Source organism: Rhodococcus sp. WS3 (assembly GCF_003797085.1).
Taxonomy (GTDB): Bacteria; Actinomycetota; Actinomycetes; order Mycobacteriales; family Mycobacteriaceae; genus Rhodococcus_F; species Rhodococcus_F globerula.
On the sequence record NZ_RKMA01000004.1, the window covers coordinates 308410 to 327673 of the forward strand.

Below are 19264 nucleotides of genomic sequence, written 5' to 3' on the forward strand. Positions count from 1 at the left end.
CACCGACCGGGACCTCAGGTGTGCTCGTTAAGCCCCGCAAGATGGTCCGAGACCCGGCCGACAGTGAGCATTCCACTGCCCGCACCGGCAATTTCGTCTTCAGCAGACATAAGAGCAGCCCGCGCTCGTTCCATGACCTGACGGTCACCGACCGCGACGGAAGCTGCTGCGATAAGGCACCACAGCGCTTCGGAAAGTAGGTCGTTCGGCGGGTTGGGCAACGCGCGCACCGCTTCTGCGGCCTCGTTCACTTTCCCCTGCGCGAGAAGCAGATGTGGCCGAGCCCAGGGCTCGTACGGGCCCCAGTTCGTATCGGCGCCGAAGGCCGCCGGCACGCCGTGCCAGACTCGGAGTGCGAGAATTGCCAGCGGGAGAATTCCGTCCTCGAGGCCGGGCATGCCGGAACCGGGAAGACTGACCGCGGCGGCTTCGTACAGCTCCTCGCAGTGCGACACGTCCGCGCCTGTGGCGGCAATTCGCATCGCGCGGAACCAGGTGGTGAATACCGCTGCCAACGGACGCTCGTGACGTCCGGCCAATCGATCCACTGCGTCGGCATGTTGTTCGGCGGCATCGAATTGCCCGAGTGCACCGAGAGCTTGCATACGCACCAGATGCCCGAGAATTTCAAAGGTGGCCAGATCGTGCCGAGCGGAGAGCGTTATCAGTTCACCCCCGATGGCGTCGCGCTCTGGAGCCAGGCCAGTTCGCCAGAAACTCTGTATGAACAACCCGTTGAGTGTGAAGGCAAGAAGTCCGGGGTCGTCGAGGGAGCGGGCGATCTGAACGGCAGCGCGGGCAGGTTCGAGTCCGGGGTCGCCGGCAAGTCCGCGTGATTCGAGTGCGATTGTCGCCAAGAGTCTTGCCCGAGCGAGGTCGTTCCCGTCAGGAAGTCGATCGATGGTGCGCTGAGCGGCCTCGACAATCTGAGCAGCCTGCCCCGGATCGTCGGATCGCGTCCAGATGGCAGGCACGTCGTAATTACCGATAATCCGTGCGGTGAGTTCGACGTCGTCCAATTGTTCAGCGGCACTGATGATTGCCAGTCGCTGGTTTCGAGCAGCCTCCAGTCCGCTTCCGCCGGCAACTGCCAAACTTCGGAGCAGGCCGACAGTGGACTCCAATCTCGACTTCGATCCCGCCGCTACGGTTCGGTCGTACGCTGCAGACACCTGACTGAAGATCTGCTCTGCCGCTCCAGGATCCAGATGCCCCTCTCGTCGAAGTATGTCGGACTCGAGGTCGGTCAGTCGCGGACCAGGGTCGATGCCGAGTTCCTCGGCGAGTAACTTTCGTGCGCGACGCAGGACAGCCAGGGCGTCGCCCTGACGGTCGGAGCGGTACAGCGCAAGAGCTAGCAGTCGCCAACCATCTTCTCGCCAAGGGTGTTCCGTCACATGGGCATCCAGATCGGGAATCGCTTCGGTGGTCTGCCCGAGATCCAGTTGGGCAGAGGCCAAGCGTTCGACGGCTGTCAGACGCAGTTCCTCCAAGCGGGATCGCTCCGATCGAGCCCAGGGTTCTTCGGTGAACTCCGCGTATGCCGGTCCTCGCCACAAGTGGAGGGCGGTTCGGAGTAGTTCGAGTGATTGCGGTGGTGTGGACTCAGCGGCTTCACGCACCAGGCTCTCGAATTTCCAGGCATCGACCGCTTCGGGTGCGGCCTGAATGGCGTAGCCGCGCCCTTCCGTCACAATAACTTTCGGCTTCGTCCGAGGCGGACGACCGGGTTCGAGCGCACGTCGCAGCGCCGAGACGAACGTACGTAGTGCGCTGGTCGCTCCGGCCGGAGGATCGACCCAGAGATCGTCGACAATCACGTCCACCGGAACCACACGGCCGCGGGCAACGATCAGGCGAGCGAGGACAGCTCGGTGTCGTGGACCCTTCAGATCGATCAGGTCTCCCGAGTTATTCCATGCGACCACCGGACCCAGCACTCCGAAAACCGGGCTTCCAACTGTGTGGTCTCGCATGTCCCCACGCTATCGCGCTCATCGAATGCTCATCGAATGCGGCGATGCTGATTGCCATCACCCCGACAAACGAGAGCGACCGATGACGATCACCATCCCAGGCTTCGCCTACCAGCAGATTTCCACCCACGACGGCGTGCGGCTCAACCTCGCGATCGGCGGAAGCGGCGCACCGCTCGTCCTTCTTCACGGCTTTCCTCAGACCCATCTCATGTGGCGTCACGTGGCCACCGAATTGGCGTCGGATCACACCGTCATCTGCCCGGATCTCCGCGGATACGGAGCCAGCGACAAGCCTGTCGAGAAAAGCCCCGACACCTACTCCAAAAGAACAATGGCTGCCGACGTCGTCGAGGTGGCGCAGAATCTGGGACACGAGAGATTCGCTCTCGTCGGCCACGATCGAGGTGCATTGGTTGCCATCAGAGCCGGGTTGGATCATCCGGAAGTGATCACACACCTCGGTTCACTGGACGTGCTGCCCACCTTGGATATGTGGGACATCCTGCATGGATCGAATGCGGCCGTGGCATTCCATCTCTACTTGATGGCTCAGCCACCTGGCCTCCCCGAACAGATGATCAGCGCCAGCGCCGACGCGTTCTTCGAGTATTTTCTCGACGTCTGGACGACTGATCGCGAAGCAATTCCGGCTGACGTGCGAGCGGAGTACCTGCGGGCCTCGCGGGAGGCGGTGCCGTCGATCGTTGCCGATTACCGCGCGTCGGCAGGCATAGACGTCGAACACGATCAGGCTGATCGCGATTCAGGCCACCAGCTGCGTATGCCGGTCACCGCCATCCAGCAGGACTGGGGTTCGATGCTCGGCTACGACGCCGAGGCCCTGTGGAAAGCGTGGGCGCCCGATCTCGAGCACCGCACGCTGTCCGCAGGTCACTTCATGGCAGAGGAGGCGCCCACCGACGTGGTCGACGCGATCCGCGCCCTGCTGAAAAGGTAGTTCTAGCGCTTGACCCCGGCCGCCAAGTCGTCGACCAGCACCTTGGCGGTCAAGGCGTATCCCGCGGCCTTGTAGTAGTCGAAGGGAATCACTCGACCGGCCTGTGCGGCGGGCAGTCGCTGCCATGTGGGCGAGGTGTACACGCTGCCGGAGGCGCTGCGATCCAAGGCGAAGATGACGTCAGCTTCTTCGAGACGGTTGAACTGCTCCGACCCGAGCATCACGCGAAGGTCGGGGCCCTCACGGAGCACCTCGAACCCCAGGTCCTCGGCGACGGCGGTGCGGAAATCGTTCTGGAACCACGCGATCTGATCCTCTGCGGCGGCAACGAAGGCAACCTTCTTGCCGGCCATCAGCGGTTCGACGGTAGGGCGGACCTGAGCCACATGGGCGTCGTACTCGGCGAGTACTTCTTCGGCGCGATCGCTGCGCCCGATGCCGGTGAGGAAGTCCGACATGACCTTTCGCCACTCCGGGGTGAAGTCCTTGCCGACGGGCAGGACTGGTGCGATCTGCTGCATCCGGTCGTTGCCGTACGACCCGGTGTCCCACCACCCGGCACTGAGGACCAGAAGGTCTGCACCGAGGGTCGAGATGTACTCGAAGTTGGGATCCGAAGCACCTTCGGCGAAGATCTCGACGCCTGTGGCACCAGGAACTTCACGACGGAGATGTTCAGCGGCGCCGGCGGGGTAGGCGGTCACCGGGTATCCGGCGAGGATCGAGAGTTCGAGGCCGTCTCGCGGATCGAGAGCAACCACATTCTGCGGGTCCGTCGGAATGATCAGCTTCTCGTCGCCGCGCGTGAACTCGAAGGTCTCCGCGCTTTCGGTCGTCGCACCCTCTGAACTGCTGCAAGCGGCTAGAAATGCAGCGGCGGCAACGCCTGCTCCGACGCCGAAGAATCCGCGTCGGGTCAGGTTGTTCACGATCGCCCAGTAGTCACGATCGGTGGTGGTCGGAGAAAGAAGTCGCGTCATGCTAATTAGGTTAGCCTTAGGAGCTTGCGTCGGGAACGGGAAAACAGCTCCCACCAGCGCCAATAAATACGGCGAATACGCCAGCGCGGCGGCAGACGAATCTCAGCCCTACCCCTACTACGAGGTTGAATCGGGGGTAAAGAGACCGAAACCCACGACCGCAGAATCGGATGCCCAATCCAAATCGTGTACTCGAACCTTCCCGAACTCGTTGCCACCTACGGTGATTGCCTTGTCTCCGTCGACGGATACAACAATATTGGTGTGCTGACCGGACCATCGTGAACTGTCGTAGATCACGACGTCGCCGATTTCAGGTGTGTAACTGCCGTCGTTCTCGGCGTAGGCGTCAATTCCCTGGTAATACTCCTGGAGGGTGTAAACACCTGGAATACGCCAACTTCCGGAGTTCGGATTGGAGAGCGGGCGTCCGGCTTCTCGCATGATCCAGCTGACAAAATCAGCGCACCATTCCTCGTCAATTCCCTCGGAGTAGAAGGTGCCTGGACGGTCCTGCTCATGCTCGGACTGCAGTAATTCGAGTACGCGCACTTGATCCGAGGAGAGTCTGCTCGCATCAACTTCCGGGAAATCGGCAGTATCCCACGGCAAGTAACGCGAGGGTGCGAATGCCACAACGACGGCACCGACCACAACAACGATGCCAAGGACCCCGGCAATCCAGATCAGGATTCGACGTCGACGGTTCGGTTCGGCAGGACTCACCCTGACGAGTGTGCCAGCTCGCTCGGAATCCAATCGCTGAGCGAGAGGTTATGTCCGCACTATGTGGGTCAGGCGCATGCCAGTCAGCCGATCTGCTCGAACAGGGACACGATGATCCCTTCTGGCCCACGCACGTAGGCCATCCGCACGCTGTTCTCGTACTCTCCGATACCGCCGATGAGCCCGTACCCGTCTGCGGCCACCGCGTCGACGGCCGCCTGGAGGTCGCCGACCTCGAAGGACACATTGCGCAGCCCAAGCTCGTTGGCCATCGCCGTTGGCGATCCGGGCACGTGATCGGGCGTAACGAAGGACGAGAGCTCCAGCCGGGATCCTTCGCCCGGTGGCCGCAGCATTGCGATCTGACAGTGCGCGCCGGGGATGCCACAGACGGTCTCCACGAATTCACCCTCCACGGACCCGGTGCCCTCTAGCTCTAGACCCAGTCCGACGAAGAACGCCGTTGCGGAGTCGAGGTCCGCGACGGTAATACCGATGTGGTCGAAACGTTGTACGTGTGCCATGGGATCCATCTTCCAATTGTTCTCTTGTTGTTGTCTTGCCGAGACAGAGTCGGCGGCTGAGAATCCCATAGCTTGATTCAGAATGGCGGCGGGTCGTTGCCGTAGTCGACGGGTTTGTGAGGCACGCGCTTTCGCGGTGTGGAGATCGGGAACGTTTGCCGGCGTTTCCAATCCGCGTGTTTCGCGGCCCGGTGCTGAATCTTGACACGCCGGAGCTTCCGCTCACCTCGGATGCGGGCAGCTTTGTTCTCGAGTCGTGTGCGTCGCGGTTTGCCGCCTTCCTGTGGCGGTGGTTCCTGCATCCCCGCGAGTAGTCCGGAAGCCCTGGTGCGGTAGCAATGCCCGGTCTGCGAGGTCAGGGTGATACTACGATCCGGATTCGGGGCGAGCAGCCACTTCCCGGAATGCTTGAGGCGGTGATGGTTACGGCAGAACGCACTCAGATTCGACGCAAGCGTCTTCCCACCCTTCGCAGGGTCCGCGTGGTTGAACGGATCGTTATGGTCGAGGTCGCAATTCCAGGCCGGGACATCGCAGTGCGGCCATTGGCAGCTTCCCGCGATGACCCGCAGCCACGCATCGAGTGCCGCTCCGGGGCGGTACACCGTCGCCGAGGCGGGATCAGGTGATTCCGGTACTCGCACTTCCCGAACGTCTGCGTCTTTCACGATGTCGCGGGCATGCTCGGCACTGATCACGCCAAAGCCGTCGAGATGTGCAGGTTCGTTCGATCCTGGACTCAGGGTGGAATCGTGTACTACGACATGTACCAACGGCCGGCGCATGATCACCAAACCACTGCGGTCCTGCGGGCAATCACCGCGGTCGCAGTCGCACACCAACACCGTCGAACCACTCACCAAAGCGCCCAACGCATCCGCGCGCCGCTGCTCATACGTACGGGAATCACGGCGACACACCGACATCGCCAACTCCCGCAACCGGCCGTCAAAGGCGCGGGCCTGCTCCGCCGGGATACTGCCCAAGATGCGGGCCATCCCGTCCTCGGCGGCACTGACCCCCACGAACCGATCCGCCAGGGCCCGGCGGCGGCGTTCCCGCATCCCCTCCGGATCGACGCGGGCGACAATCCGGTCGATCGCCGCCGTCAACCGCCGACCCGTCAACCCCGTCCCACCGTCCACGGGTGGAGCCAACACCTGCTCGAGCAACAAGCGTTCGACCTCGTCGATCAGCTCGTCACCGACATTCGCGGTCGCGGACTCGATCAAACCGACACGGTAGAAATCGAGTTCACCGCGGGCCATCGCCTCCCTTGTGCGATGCAACCGCGTCTTCAACGCAAAACCCAAACCGATGAGCTTCCCGGCCGCAGCCCGTCCCATCGTCAGGACCGCGCCGACCTCGGATTCGGCGAGCTCGTGCGCCGACGACGTCCACGTGCCACCCTCGACATGCTCGGCGCTGCGGCGGGTGAAAAACTCCGCCACCACGGCCAGTTTCCGCTCGACCAACATCGCTTCACATGAATGCAACTCGGCCATCAAATCAACGAGGGCGCAATCGGTTTCGGTACCACTCAGCTGTGCTGAGATACCGAAACTCCCCACCCCCGAATCGAACATTCCCCCACCCTAATCGAAATCCTGTTCGAATAGAACAGCTATTCGAAATCAGTCGGAAAAGTCCGAAAAAAGTGCCTGCGATGTCCTGACGCATCACAATGTGTGCCACGTACCTATTGCCATGGCATCAAAGTGGTGCCATAGTGGTGCCATGGACTTGACACCGTACGTCGACAACCTTCGCCACGAACTCGCGGTGGCTGCCGAAGCCGGCGGAGAAGACGCAAAGGCACTCGCCGAACGTTTGACCGCACCGCTGGAATCAGCAGTGCGACTCACTCTCCTCGACGCGTTGTCCGCGGCGGCAGCAGAAATCACTCGCGACCTCGCACCAGGCTCGGTGGATCTCCGCCTCCGGGGACGCGAACCAGAATTCGTTGTGACACCCGCCCTCAGCGAACCGACTCCGGCAGACGTCGAAGAGCAACCGACGCCAGTTCCACGCGCCATCACGGAGTCCGACGACGCGGCGATGACTCGAATAAACCTGCGACTGGGTCAAGAACTCAAGGACCGGGTGGAGGCAGCTGCCCGAGAGGCCGGGATATCGGTCAACGCGTGGCTGGTCCGCTCGGCTGCGGCCGCACTGGAAGGCAATCCGAGCCGAAACACGCCGAGGCAACAACCGTCCCGAGGTTCCGAGAGCTTCACCGGCTGGGTGCACTGACACCAGACTCTCTTCTCGCACCAACCCCTTTCACCAACCGAAGACAACATCATCGGGAGTATCACCATGCCTGTATTCAGCACACCGGACCCCATCATCGCGAGCATCGACGTAACTGTCGGACATATCCGGATCAGCGCAAGCGACCGTGACGACACCATTGTGGAAGTACTGCCCACCAACTCATCTCACGACGCCGACATCCGCGTCGCCGAACAGACTCGCGTCGAATTCGCTGGTGGACGACTCCAGATCAAGACGCCGAAACAGCGTGGACTCGGCATCTTCGGCAAAACCGGATCTGTCGACGTCTCCGTTCAACTTCCCTCCGGCTCGGAACTCGAGGGCACCGCGGCAGTCGCAAGCCTCCACGCCACCGGCACACTGGGAAGATCTCGCGTGAAACTCTCGAGCGGGGAATGCGCACTCGACACCACCGGACCACTCGACATCAGCACCGGCGCAGGCACAATCACCGTCGAGCACGTCGTGGGCGACCTCGATGCGAGCACCGGATCAGGAACCATCCGCATACGCCGCATCGACGGCAACGCGGTCATCAAGAACTCCAATGGCGACAACAACATCGGCGCGATTACGGGCACGCTCAAGGCAAAAACGGCAAACGGCGACGTTATCGTGGAGCACGCCGAATCTGATGCCACTGCCGCAACAGCCAACGGGGACATTCGCTTCGACAGCATCGAGAGTGGAGTTGTCTCCGCGAAAACCGCTGCCGGGAAGATTCATATCGGCGTTCGATCCGGAACCGCCGCTCGATTAGACGCCCATACCTCCTTCGGCCGCGTCGACAACCAGATGAACACCACACACGGACCGGCATCCACCGAGCGCAGAGTGGATGTCCGCGCACATACCAGCTACGGCGACATCGTCATTCGACGTTCGGAGCCTCCAAAAATCTAGCGAAAGGGAACGCTGATGACCCGCAAACCAGCTATCACCGCAACGGGCCTGACAAAGTCTTACTCCGACAAAACGGTACTGGACGGAATCGACATTTCCGTCGACAGTGGCACCGTCTTTGCGCTTCTCGGCCCAAACGGCGCCGGCAAGACCACCATCGTGGAAATCCTTTCGACCCTTGTTCCCGCGGACGGCGGCAACATCCGCATCGCGGGGTACAACCCATCCGACGATCCAGACGCGGTGCGTGCGCGCATCGGTGTCACCGGACAATTCTCGGCGGTGGACGACTATCTCAGCGGCGAGGAGAACCTTCTCCTCATGGCCGACCTTCATCACCTGAGCAAAGACGAACGCCGCACTCGCACTGACGATCTCCTGAAGAAGTTCGATCTAGTCGACTCCGCCGGAAAGCTCGCATCGACATACTCGGGTGGAATGCGCCGAAAGCTCGATCTTGCAATGACATTGATCGGCCGGCCGGAGATCATCTTCCTGGACGAGCCCACCACCGGCCTCGATCCTCGGAGTCGACGCTCGATGTGGCAGATCATCCGCGAGTTGGTGAGTGGCGGCGTCACCATCTTCCTCACAACGCAGTACCTCGAGGAAGCCGACCAACTGGCCGACCACATCGCCGTACTCGACCACGGCCGGATCGTGGCCGAAGGAACCGCTGCAGAACTCAAACGACACATCCCAGGCGGACATATTCGCCTGCATTTCGCAGACCGAGTCCAACTCGACTCTGCTGCAGATATTCTCGACCACTCCTCGCGTGACGATGCTGCCTATGTTCTGCAAGTTCCCAGCGACGGCGGCGTCAGGTCACTGCGCTCTGTTCTCGACCAACTCGACGCTCACTCGATCGATGTCAAGGAACTCTCCGTCCACACACCGGACCTGGACGACGTGTTCCTGACGCTGACCGCCACCGAAAGGACCGACGCGCGATGACTACTGCAACTCTTGCATACCAGGACTCGAAAACCATGCTGCGCCGCAGCATTCGCCACATCGTGAGATATCCGTCGATGACGGTGATGCTGGTCGGGATGCCGGTCGTCTTCCTGTTGCTGTTCGTCTACGTTCTCGGCGGGACACTCGGGAACGGCCTCACCCCGGGCGGCGGTGGTGGCGGCCGGGCGGAATACGTCAATTATGTTGCCCCGGCGATCATTCTGATGACGGTTGCCGCGGCTGCGCAGGGTACTGCCATCTCCGTTGCCACCGACATGACTGCGGGGATCATCGCACGATTCCGCACGATGGCAATCACACGCACTTCTGTTCTCACTGGCCACGTTCTGGGCAGTCTTCTTCAAACGATAGTAAGCCTCGTTGTTGTCATCGCGGTGGCCGTCGCCGTCGGCTTCCGGCCGAGCGCCGGCGTTGTCGAATGGGTCGCCACGTTTGCGCTCCTCATCTTGGTGTCGATTGCCATGATCTGGTTGTCCGTTGCCTTCGGACTTGTGAGCAAGAGCGTCGAGACGGCAAGCAATCTTCCAATGGTGTTGATCCTCTTGCCTTTCCTCGGAAGCGGATTCGTGCCGACCGAGTCGATGCCAACCGTATTACGATGGTTCGCCGAGTATCAGCCGTTCACTCCGATCATCGAAACGCTCCGGGGACTACTTCTCGGCGAAGCGATCGGAAACAACGCAATTCTCGCAGTCGCGTGGTGCGTCGCGATCACCTTCCTCTCCTACCTCTGGGCGCGTAGTTTGTTCAACCGTCGCCCGGTGCGCTGAGCTCGAAACACACGATCTTCGAGAACAGGTACGGTGTCGCTGTCGTCGAGTTCGGAGGCGATGGCGACGTCGTGCGGAAACCCGAGAACCATCAACTCGCGCCCGGAGGCGCAGTCCCGTAGGCGGTCTTCGATCGAATCCGATACCGCCGCCCATGCATCTGCTGCCATCCGAGACTCCGGCGATACGGATCCGTTCCAGCCGGCCTCGATCAACGCCTCGATAACAGCACCCGCTCCCCACAGATCCTCCACTGCCGGACGCAATTCTCCACCGGGCCATTTCTCCCCGGATGCAACGATCGCCACCCGGGATCGCGAACCATGTTCGTGCACAACCCAATCTGCTACCGCCGATGCGTTCCTCAACGAAGCACCCACACAAACCGGAACAATGGCCGCCAGCGCAAACGCGATCGTCGACCCGTTCGGGGACGGCAATACCAACCGTCGCGGACGTTCCGAATCGCGAATCGACTTGGGAGACAAACTGATCTGGCCTTCAGAAGCCACACTCCGTCGCACAGCCAGAACCGCGTCGACGTCGCGAGCGTAGTCAGCCGCACTCTCGTCGTACCAGGAATAAGGAAAGACCTCGATTCCTGCATCAGCGGCGACGCTCAGAGTCGTCGTGAACGAGAGAACATCAACCACAATGGCCAGGTCAACACCAGTAGCAATCGCTTCGGCACCTGCTCGGCCCCAGTCGAATCGAAGTCCGTACTCGAGTTGGCGATGTTCCGAATTCATGGCGCAAGCATCCCAGAAGAGAGGTACCGACGCTTTGTCAGGAGTTTCTCGTCTATGGTTAGGGTACCCCAATAACTGAAGGACGAGATTGCTGTGAATCCCATGTTGAGCCGCCGTGCCATGTTGTCGGTCACCTTCGCCACTGCAGCAGGTTTTGTCCTTGCTGCCTGCGGTGACAGTGCGAATGACGAGTCCACTACGAGCGCCGAGGGCGGCCACGCCGAACCGGGCGCCTTCCCTGTCACGATCGATCACAAATTCGGGTCCACCACAATCGAGCAGGCCCCCAGTCGTATCGCAGCTGTCGGTATCGGTGACGCCGATGTCCTACTTTCCCTCGGGCTGACGCCCGTCCTGGTCCCGGTGTGGAAGGGCTCAACCGACGACGGAATCGGTGTCTGGGCCGACTCGGCCGTTCAGGGCGCTGAGCCGACACCATTGGCCAACGCCACCACCGAGTTCGATATCGAGACGATTATCGCTGCGGCTCCGGACTTGATCATCGCGGTCAACAACGCGATCGACGAAGACCTGTACAAGCAGCTCAGTGCAATCGCACCTACGGTGCTGCACGCTGCCGATCAGACCGATTGGGTTCTGCCCTGGCAGGAAGTGACAACCCGTATCGGTACTGCCGTGGGCGTTCCCGCACAGGCCAAGCAAGAGGTGCAGGACGTCCAGGATCTGATCACTCGCACTCGCGCCGAGAACCCTCAGTTCGAAGGCAAGACAGCAGCACTCGTCATTCGGTGGAGCGACGGCAATCTGCGCGCATTCAGCCCCGAGGCCGCACGGGCGCAGCTGCTTACTCAGTTGGGGTTCACGGCGCCTGCCGCACTGAAGGAGCGATTTGCGGGCAAGCTGAACTACGAGATCTCCGCCGAGAACTACGACCTTCTCGAATGCGACTACCTACTCTTCGACAACTACGAGAAGGCTCGCCCCGAGATGGAGACGCAGGCTGCGTTCACCAATTTGAACGTCGTGAAGTCCGGTGGCCTGATCAGCTTGGACCCCATCGTCAGTGATGCGGTGTCCATGCCGAATCCACTCACCATTCCGTTTGTCCTGGAAGACTTCGTCGCGAAGATCAATCAGACGATCGCGGCTCGATAGCCTTCGTTCGACCTGACCACACCCACAACGCCACAGCTGACACGGCCACACAGACCGAAACGATCACCCACGGTGACGCCGGCGCTGCGTGGCCGTTGTCGACGAGGTCGTACACAAAGCCGACTCCCACCGTTCCCAGCAGCGCAAGCAGCCCTCCGATCGTGTTGAGCATGCCGAAGTGCGCCCCGAGATTGCTTTCACGGCCGAGGATCGCGATGGTGTCGCGCATCGGTGGCACCATCAGCATCTGACCCAAGTGGAGCAGTCCGATCCAGAGCGCCAGCCCGACTATCTGCGTCGACGCCGACGCCTCGGTACTCACACCGGTAGCCAGTGGCACCAGGAACGAACCGGAAATCAGCACCAGCCCGAAGGCGATCGCTCGGCGATGACCAATGCGGTGAGCCACTGCAACCGTCGGCCCCTGCCCCACTATCACCAGTACCGCCGCGCCCACGTAAAACCAACCGAGCGCAGACTGGGACCCGATTCCGCGCTCGAGTTGTTCGGGAAGCATCAGGTACAGCTGGCTGTAGGCAACCAACTGAAAGCTGCACAGGGTGGCGAAGATCAGGAAGCTATTGTTGGTCAACACACTTCGCCACACGTCGCGCAGCGTATAAATCGACACCGGACCCTCGTGCGCGTCGCCCGGACGGGGAAACCAGACGAAGAACCCCACCCACATAATCGCGAACAACAGGGCTGCCGCCGACGCCGTCCACGAGAACGGAAACACCAGCAGAGCAGCACCGAGCGCCGGACCGATCACGGTTCCCAGTCGGCTGCACATCTGTTCCACTGCAAACAAATCGGTACGACGCATGATGCCCGAGGACTCGAGTTCGCGACCGTATTCAGCGTTGGCCGACTCCACCGCCGGAGCAAAGAGCGCAGCGGCAAAGCCCACCATGAGCACTCCGACAATCACGGCGGCCATACTCTCGGCCAAGCCGAGCATCAAAAAACCGACTACTCGAACGGCGATGCCCAACAGAATGATCGGGCGCTTTCCGAATCGGTCGGCGAGGCTTCCTCCGATGAAGAACATGCCCTGCTGACTGAACATGCGCAGGCCGAGAACCAGGCCGACAATCCATGCCGCAAAGCCAAGATCTTCCGAGAGATGTACCGCGAGAAAGGGCACAACGAGGTAGAACCCGATGTTGAACAACACCATCGACAGAAGCAGTAGCTTCACAACTGGCGGTAGAACGCGAACCTTCGCGAAGGTCTTACTACCGGGGAAACGCGTACTGAGCACCACAACCGAGAACACTATTGCCCGAGCGGGCTTCAGTGGAAATTACCTGCCCGGAAATGACGTGCCCTACGCGGAGCGGCCAACCGCATTCAGCGCTTCCACTATTGCCTCGTTGAATCCACCGCCGCCGTGACCGGCGTCGCCTCGCACTACCAATTCACTACCCGGCCAGCTTTTGTGAATCGCCCAGGCAGTATCGAGCGGCCCGGAGACGTCGTATCGCCCGTGTACGAGGATCGCCGGTATCTCTGCGAGACGATGCATTCCGTCCATGATCTGATTGGGCACGAGGAAGCAATCGTGGCTCCAGAAGTGCGTCACCAATCGGGTGAACACCCGCCGGAAGTCCGGATTTTCGTATCGCTTACTCGGAGTCCACCCTGGCATCAGCGATACATGTACGTCTTCCCACCGGCACCACTGAAGCGCAGCATTTTCCCGCACAACAGGATTCGGATCCGCAAGCAACCGCGCGTACGCCGCCGGAAGGTTTCCGTCACGTTCATCCATCGGCACCGGCTCGATGAACTCCTCCCACTCGCGAGGGAACACTCTGCCCATGGCGCGGGTGATCCACTCGATTTCGGTGTTGGTGCCACCGGTGATCGCACCCAACACCATCGCGATCACACGCTCGGGAAAGGCCTGCGCGTACACCAGCCCCAAACTGACGCCCCAGGAAAGACCGGTGACGATCCATCGTTCGATACCGAGATACTCGCGCAGGCGCTCGATATCGTCGAGGATGTGGGCCGTTGTGTTCACCGTGAGATCGACGTCGGGCCCGTCCGCCAGCGGGCGGCTACGCCCACACCCACGTTGATCGAACAGGACTGCGCGGAAAATATCGGGGTCGAAGAACCGTCTGGCGCCGAGCGTGCACCCCGAACCCGGCCCACCGTGGAGATACAGAACCGGAACACCCGTAGATATCCCGACGCTCTCCCAGTACAAGGTTTGCCCGTCCGAGGTGTCGAGCATCCCTGATTCGTACGGATCAACCGGAGGAAACAAGTAAGCACTCATGGATCGATCCTGCCATCCGAGCAGCCGTCGGCGAACATCGACTTTCCAAAAACATTGTCCACCAGAATAATTCGACGACTCGTCAGGCAGCATGTTTCGCTCTCCGATGTGCGGGATATGCAGCGAGAACGGCCGACGGGTGGAGAACTCATGAAACGAATGATCGCAGCACTCATCGTCGCGGGCGCCCTCGTGTCCCTACCCGCCTGTGGCAATGACGACACAAACACAGAGACGGCAACCAGAACCAGCAACACTGCCGAATCTACGACCGTTCAAATCAGCTCCGTCACCTCCACCGCCGATCTGGGAATGATCGACCAGGCAAAACTGGCAGCATTTGTTGTGGCCTTCCGCACCGCCTACGCGGATCTCTCTCAGGATCGCGACGACGAAAGCATCCAGGAAATTGTGTTCAGCTCGTGCAACGCCATCGCCGACGGTGCGACCGAGCAAGAGGTCACCAAGGAGATCCGGGATCTCGCCGCGAACGACGGCACGGAAGCGACGCAGACTCAAGCCGAGCAGATCTACAAATTGGTGACACCGGCCTGCCCATGACGAGCACAGCTAAAGCACTTGTCGGCCCGGTGGCCTACCGTGTGTAGGACATCGCGTCGACGGGAGCACACCACATGCGTGAAGGTTTTCGCTTACCCGGCTATGGCGGTGCCGCGGTTTTCCTACGCAGCCACGCTGTTCCGGCTCGGGTGCTCGACACAGCGGCCCCGATCCTGGTGTTCGACGTAGGATTGCTCAGCCCCGACGAATACAACCAATACCTCAGCCGACGTGCCGACGACGGGTTCGTGGAACGGCTGTCGACATTCTTCTTCCACGCCGCGGCCGACTTCCACCCGGAGTTGTCACTGCCAACTTTCAGTGACGAGACCCTCGGCTTGACGATCTCCGTCCGCTCCAGCACCGATCAGCGCGTCGAACTCGAATTCTCGCTTGCCGGAGACGCGACCGGATCGGACTCCGAACGCGATGAAATGGGCTTCGAGACAAGCAGAGTCGTCCTCGCTACCTCAGCTCAATCGGTGAGCCGACTCAGTGGTCGGACGAGCTCGCATTTCGACGGGGAGGCGTAGCCATGGGATTCCTGTTCGAACTTCTCGATTTCCCCGACGGCAGTCGGATGACGGATCTGTGGAACAACACGTGGGCCGACGAAGCGAAGAGTGAAGAGATCGCGTCGGGTCACTTCATTCACCTCGGCGACGATCAACACGTCGACGTCGAAGCCGACTTCCTGAGTAGCCATCTGCCGTTTCACGTCGCCGGATTCGGCGGAACCTTTCCAGACGGCAAACCCTGGATGTTTATCATGCAGAAAGCACCGGCCGATATCGCGATTCTCCTTCGTGGACAGGAAGATCCGCACTCCATGCTGCGCGAAGCACTCGACCGCGCGATGGAATTCAACCCCGATGCCCTAGTCGCAGAGGAGATGTCCTGGCATCACGGCGATCTCGTGAACATCTACGAGGACGAAGGTGTCCTGGCCTCCGCTGCCGAAAAGTGGTCGGTGGCCGATCTGCTGCGTGGACTTCTGGCGCAATGTTGCGGGGTGGACTTGACCGACATTGTCTCGGGATTCCCGGACTGCGCTTTCCCGGACACCGCGCACGCGTGTGAGGACGATGTTTTCAGCGACATCTTTGCGCGATGGGTTGCCGGCCTGCAGTGATGTGACGAGGTAGACAACCACTCGAAACATTTCGGAGTAGACTCATTTATGAGCGTGATCCGAAATGAAACGAGGTGAGCGGGATGACGAAGACAGACCACGAGTTGGGTCGTCGCGAACGCAACAAACTCGAGAAACAGACACGCATCTTTGAAGCCGCAGCCGAACTGTTCGCAGAAAAGGGCTACAGCGCGGTCACAACACAAGAAATCGCCGACCGCGCCGATGTAGCCGGCGGCACCCTCTTTCGTTACGCCGCAAGCAAAGCCGAGCTACTGCTCATGGTCTACAACGCGGAGTTTCGGAAGCAGATCGAACTGGGAGAAGAACGTGAAGCCAAGTCGACGGACACGGAAACCCGTGTACTCGAGCTTGTTTCACCGCTGCTGATCGCCAGCCGCCGAAACGACGAGAACACCGGCATCTATCAACGAGAAGTGTTGTTCGGCGAGCCGACCGAATGTTTCCGGGCCGAAGGCCTGGAACTGTCGCAGCGCCTGCAAGCGCGGATTGCAGCGATCTTGGCCGAGGCTCATCCCGACCACACCGCCCACACCACCATCGCAGCTCGAACAATTTCGAACGTGCTGCATTTCGAGATAGCCCGCGCGGCATTGGACCGGATCACGGCTGACGAACTCACGAACATCGTTGCCGCACAGGTCCGATTGACGCTTGCCGGACTACCCACCGAAAAGGATTGAGGATCACAATGTCTGAACTGAAGCAGATCACCGTTCTGGGTACCGGGGTTCTCGGCTCGCAGATCGCCTATCAGACCGCGTACCACGGATTCGACGTGGTCGCGTACGACATCAACGCGGAGGTCATCGACAAGGCCAAGGCCCGGTTTGCATCGTTGGCCGCCGCCTACAAGGCGGAGAACGTCAAGGGCGCTGCCGAAGGCAAGGCTGACGAAGCGCTGCAACGTATTACGTACTCGCACGATCTCGCCGAAGCCGTGGCCAAGGCCGATCTGGTCATCGAGGCAATTCCCGAAGACATCGGCATCAAGCGCGATACGTACGAGAAGCTCGCTGCAGTAGCTCCGGAACACACGGTGTTTGCGACCAACTCCTCGACGCTCCTGCCGAGCGATCTCAAGGAGTTCACTGGTCGCCCCGAGAAGTTCCTGGCTCTGCACTTCGCAAATCACGTGTGGGTCAACAACACTGCCGAGGTCATGGGCACCGAGTCCACCGACCCCGCCGTGTACCGAGAGGTTGTCGAGTTCGCGAAGAACATCGGCATGGTGCCGATCGAGCTCAAGAAGGAGAAGGCAGGTTACGTACTCAACTCCCTCCTGGTCCCGCTCCTCAATGCTGCCTCCGACCTACTGATCGACGGCATTGCCGATCCCGACATGGTCGACAAGACTTGGCGTATCGGCACCGGGGCCCCGTTCGGGCCCTTCCAGATCATGGATGTCGTCGGGCTGACCACCGTCTACAACATTTCCTCCCAGGGCGGCGAGAAGCAGCGCGAATTCGCTGACTACATCAAGAAGAACTACATCGACGAAGGCAAGCTCGGCGTCGCAGTCGGCGAGGGCTTCTACAACTACAAGAGCTGATCACTCACCAGCAGACCGCGCGGTGGTCGCTACGTGAATTCACGTCGCGGCCACCGTGCAGTCGTCTGTTGGCAGTATGCACGAAACACACCTGAGCGATTGTGACGCAAGCTTCTTCACGTGTGACCACATCCTCAGGAGACTTCCCTACATGCGTCGTTCCGCTATCTCGGCTCTCACTACGCTGGCGCTTCTCGGCGCCGGAACATTGGCCGGCACACCCGCCGTCGCCGCTCCGCTCGCGTGTGGCGGTATCTCGACTGGTTCATTCTCCGGCTCGGCCGGCGGTTCGGAGTACCTGTGTGCGCAGGAAGGTGACCTTCTCGACGTACGCATCGGCGACGTACACGCCACGCAGCCTTCCCTCGGATACGACGAGGTGTACTACAAACTCGGTCGATACACACTCGGCAAAGACGAGATCAACAAGAAGTTCGACGACTGGTGCGAAGCCAACGGTCAAATTGAGGCCGAAACAGCCTCGGAGACATCATCACTGAAGGATCCGGCATCCTTCACCTGCGCACAACCGGTCGGCTCGGAAACCGCCGAGAGCATCGCGCCCATGAAGACAGTTGTGGTCGGGCCACGCGGCGAGCTCTACCTCACCGACGGACACCACACCCTCACGTCGTTCTACGAAACGCCGGACGGCGGCCCTGACATGCACGTTCGACTGCGAGTGCTCGGCAACCTCAGCAACCTGAGCGAGTCGGCATTCTGGGCCGAGATGGAGAAGAACAAGTGGGTGTGGACGCGCGACGTCGACGGCAACCAGGTTTCGGTGCAGTCATTGCCTAAGGGCGTCGGCCTGGCCAACTTCGCCGACGACAAGCACCGCAGCCTCCTGTACTTCGCCCGCGACATCGGCTTTGCGCCCGGCTCGATCCCGTTCCAGGAGTTCTACTGGGGTGCCTGGGTTCGCGACGCCTCGCCGGTCGATCTGAGCGGCTGGAACAACAACGATCTCACCAGCTACCTCAGCACCGTCAAGTCCGTGTCACAGGCTCAGACTGCATTGCCCGGTAACGCCGTCGTCGACAGCGGTTTCACCGCCAGCGATCTTGGCGTACTGACCGCCTGGAATGACGGGAAGGCGGAGTCGAAGGGCGAGTTCGCAAAGCTGTCGAAGCCGTACACAGATGACAAGCCGGGCAAGATCGCCTACTCACTGGTCTACAAAGCAACTCTCTGAGCTGCAACGATCAATTTCACACCGATGAAACTTGACTAAGGTAAGGCTTCTCTCAGTAGTCTGATCCCATTCGGGTGCCGCTTCAGCGAAGCAGCGACGCCCTGCCCTGACGGATACATGCCGTCATATCTGCCCAGACGAACCATTGCCGGGCAACCAGGTGTCGTTTTCCCAGGCAGGCGGCATCTCCCCCGCAGCGCGGGCGCTGTTCGAGTACTTGTTCGGTGATCAGCATCAGTCGAGTGACTTCATCTACGAGGACGAACTGAACGGACTGACCCGCGACGGCGTACTGACGCGCCTGGATCTGGCCCTCTCGCGTGATCAGTCCGAGAAGATCTACGTCCAGACTCGTATGCGCGAGCAGGGCCTGGAGTTGTTTGCCTGGCTAGAAAAGGGCGCCCACGTGTACGTCTGCGGCGACGCCACCCGGATGGCAAAGGACATCGACGACGCGTTGCGCGAGGTGGTCGCCGAGCACGGTGTTCGACACCCACGGGTCCAGCTCCCACACCACCTACCAGACCCGGCCTCTATCGCCTTGCCTTCG

At 60.8% G+C, this 19264-nt stretch carries 20 protein-coding genes and 1 pseudogene; 13 read left to right on the top strand and 8 right to left on the bottom strand.

All coding sequences use genetic code 11. The features are described 5' to 3' along the window. Positions 1–14: 14 nt before the first annotated feature. Complete coding sequence (locus EEB13_RS29225) at positions 15–1976, bottom strand: BTAD domain-containing putative transcriptional regulator (RefSeq protein ID WP_141486855.1); 1962 nt, start codon at positions 1974–1976, stop codon at positions 15–17. Positions 1977–2058: 82 nt separating this feature from the next. Here EEB13_RS29225 and EEB13_RS29230 point away from each other — a divergent pair, with 82 nt between their 5' ends. Further along, a complete protein-coding gene (locus tag EEB13_RS29230; protein ID WP_141486856.1) occupies positions 2059–2937 on the top strand; it encodes an alpha/beta fold hydrolase in 879 nt (292 codons plus the stop codon). Positions 2938–2939: 2 nt separating this feature from the next. Here EEB13_RS29230 and EEB13_RS29235 read toward each other — a convergent pair whose 3' ends face one another. The 4 genes from EEB13_RS29235 to EEB13_RS29250 form a co-directional block, all read right to left on the bottom strand. After that, entirely contained in the window at positions 2940–3917 is a 978-nt protein-coding gene (locus EEB13_RS29235; RefSeq protein ID WP_141486857.1) for an ABC transporter substrate-binding protein, read from the bottom strand. Between the two features lie 117 nt (positions 3918–4034). Then, entirely contained in the window at positions 4035–4643 is a 609-nt protein-coding gene (locus EEB13_RS29240) for a CHAP domain-containing protein (RefSeq protein ID WP_172937116.1), read from the bottom strand. 83 nt (positions 4644–4726) lie between these two features. Next, entirely contained in the window at positions 4727–5167 is a 441-nt protein-coding gene (locus tag EEB13_RS29245) for a VOC family protein (protein WP_033233714.1), read from the bottom strand. A 77-nt stretch (positions 5168–5244) separates the two neighbouring features. After that, complete coding sequence (locus EEB13_RS29250; protein WP_141486858.1) at positions 5245–6753, bottom strand: HNH endonuclease signature motif containing protein; 1509 nt, start codon at positions 6751–6753, stop codon at positions 5245–5247. Positions 6754–6904: 151 nt separating this feature from the next. Between EEB13_RS29250 and EEB13_RS29255 the strand changes: the two genes are divergently transcribed. The 4 genes from EEB13_RS29255 to EEB13_RS29270 all read left to right on the top strand — a co-directional run bounded on the left by EEB13_RS29255 (position 6905) and on the right by EEB13_RS29270 (position 10098). Further along, a complete protein-coding gene (locus EEB13_RS29255; protein ID WP_095887395.1) occupies positions 6905–7420 on the top strand; it encodes a toxin-antitoxin system HicB family antitoxin in 516 nt (171 codons plus the stop codon). Between the two features lie 66 nt (positions 7421–7486). Next, positions 7487–8347, top strand: coding sequence for a DUF4097 family beta strand repeat-containing protein (locus tag EEB13_RS29260; RefSeq protein ID WP_141486859.1), 861 nt, complete (start codon positions 7487–7489; stop codon positions 8345–8347). 15 nt (positions 8348–8362) lie between these two features. Continuing rightward, positions 8363–9304: an ATP-binding cassette domain-containing protein gene (locus EEB13_RS29265; protein WP_092804703.1), complete on the top strand. Its 942-nt coding sequence runs from the start codon at positions 8363–8365 to the stop codon at positions 9302–9304. Further along, the gene (locus tag EEB13_RS29270) at positions 9301–10098 is read left to right on the top strand and encodes an ABC transporter permease (protein ID WP_045065608.1); all 798 of its coding nucleotides are present in this window, start codon (positions 9301–9303) and stop codon (positions 10096–10098) included. Before EEB13_RS29265 ends, EEB13_RS29270 begins: the two co-directional genes overlap by 4 nt. Here EEB13_RS29270 and EEB13_RS29275 read toward each other — a convergent pair. Then, complete coding sequence (locus EEB13_RS29275; protein WP_141486860.1) at positions 10053–10847, bottom strand: 2-phosphosulfolactate phosphatase; 795 nt, start codon at positions 10845–10847, stop codon at positions 10053–10055. The genes EEB13_RS29270 and EEB13_RS29275 overlap by 46 nt on opposite strands. Positions 10848–10949: 102 nt before the next feature. Between EEB13_RS29275 and EEB13_RS29280 the strand changes: the two genes are divergently transcribed. Continuing rightward, complete coding sequence (locus EEB13_RS29280; protein WP_239654691.1) at positions 10950–11963, top strand: ABC transporter substrate-binding protein; 1014 nt, start codon at positions 10950–10952, stop codon at positions 11961–11963. Here EEB13_RS29280 and EEB13_RS29285 read toward each other — a convergent pair. Both EEB13_RS29285 and pip read right to left on the bottom strand, forming a co-directional pair. Continuing rightward, on the bottom strand, positions 11938–13230 hold the full coding sequence (locus EEB13_RS29285) for an MFS transporter (RefSeq protein ID WP_141486861.1): 1293 nt from the start codon (positions 13228–13230) through the stop codon (positions 11938–11940). The two genes, EEB13_RS29280 and EEB13_RS29285, sit on opposite strands and share 26 nt — an antisense overlap. A 63-nt stretch (positions 13231–13293) precedes the next feature. Next, positions 13294–14253 (bottom strand): prolyl aminopeptidase, encoded by a 960-nt coding sequence (gene pip, locus EEB13_RS29290; protein ID WP_095887398.1) that lies wholly within the window; start codon positions 14251–14253, stop codon positions 13294–13296. 150 nt (positions 14254–14403) lie between these two features. Between pip and EEB13_RS29295 the strand changes: the two genes are divergently transcribed. The 7 genes and pseudogenes from EEB13_RS29295 to EEB13_RS29325 all read left to right on the top strand — a co-directional run. Then, positions 14404–14814 (top strand): hypothetical protein, encoded by a 411-nt coding sequence (locus tag EEB13_RS29295; protein WP_033233722.1) that lies wholly within the window; start codon positions 14404–14406, stop codon positions 14812–14814. Positions 14815–14888: 74 nt separating this feature from the next. Then, positions 14889–15347 (top strand): hypothetical protein, encoded by a 459-nt coding sequence (locus EEB13_RS29300; protein WP_033233723.1) that lies wholly within the window; start codon positions 14889–14891, stop codon positions 15345–15347. Positions 15348–15349: 2 nt separating this feature from the next. After that, complete coding sequence (locus EEB13_RS29305) at positions 15350–15946, top strand: hypothetical protein (protein WP_033233724.1); 597 nt, start codon at positions 15350–15352, stop codon at positions 15944–15946. An 83-nt stretch (positions 15947–16029) separates the two neighbouring features. Further along, positions 16030–16650 carry a TetR/AcrR family transcriptional regulator gene (locus tag EEB13_RS29310; protein ID WP_141486862.1) on the top strand — a complete coding sequence of 207 codons (621 nt, stop codon included), beginning with the start codon at positions 16030–16032 and terminating at the stop codon, positions 16648–16650. Between the two features lie 8 nt (positions 16651–16658). Then, the gene (locus EEB13_RS29315; RefSeq protein WP_141486863.1) at positions 16659–17519 is read left to right on the top strand and encodes a 3-hydroxyacyl-CoA dehydrogenase; all 861 of its coding nucleotides are present in this window, start codon (positions 16659–16661) and stop codon (positions 17517–17519) included. A gap of 151 nt (positions 17520–17670) precedes the next feature. Further along, positions 17671–18714 (top strand): ParB/Srx family N-terminal domain-containing protein, encoded by a 1044-nt coding sequence (locus tag EEB13_RS29320; RefSeq protein WP_141486864.1) that lies wholly within the window; start codon positions 17671–17673, stop codon positions 18712–18714. Between the two features lie 220 nt (positions 18715–18934). Next, positions 18935–19198 (top strand): annotated as a pseudogene (locus EEB13_RS29325) (sulfite reductase subunit alpha); the annotation flags it as partial. Between the last annotated feature and the right edge of the window lie 66 nt (positions 19199–19264).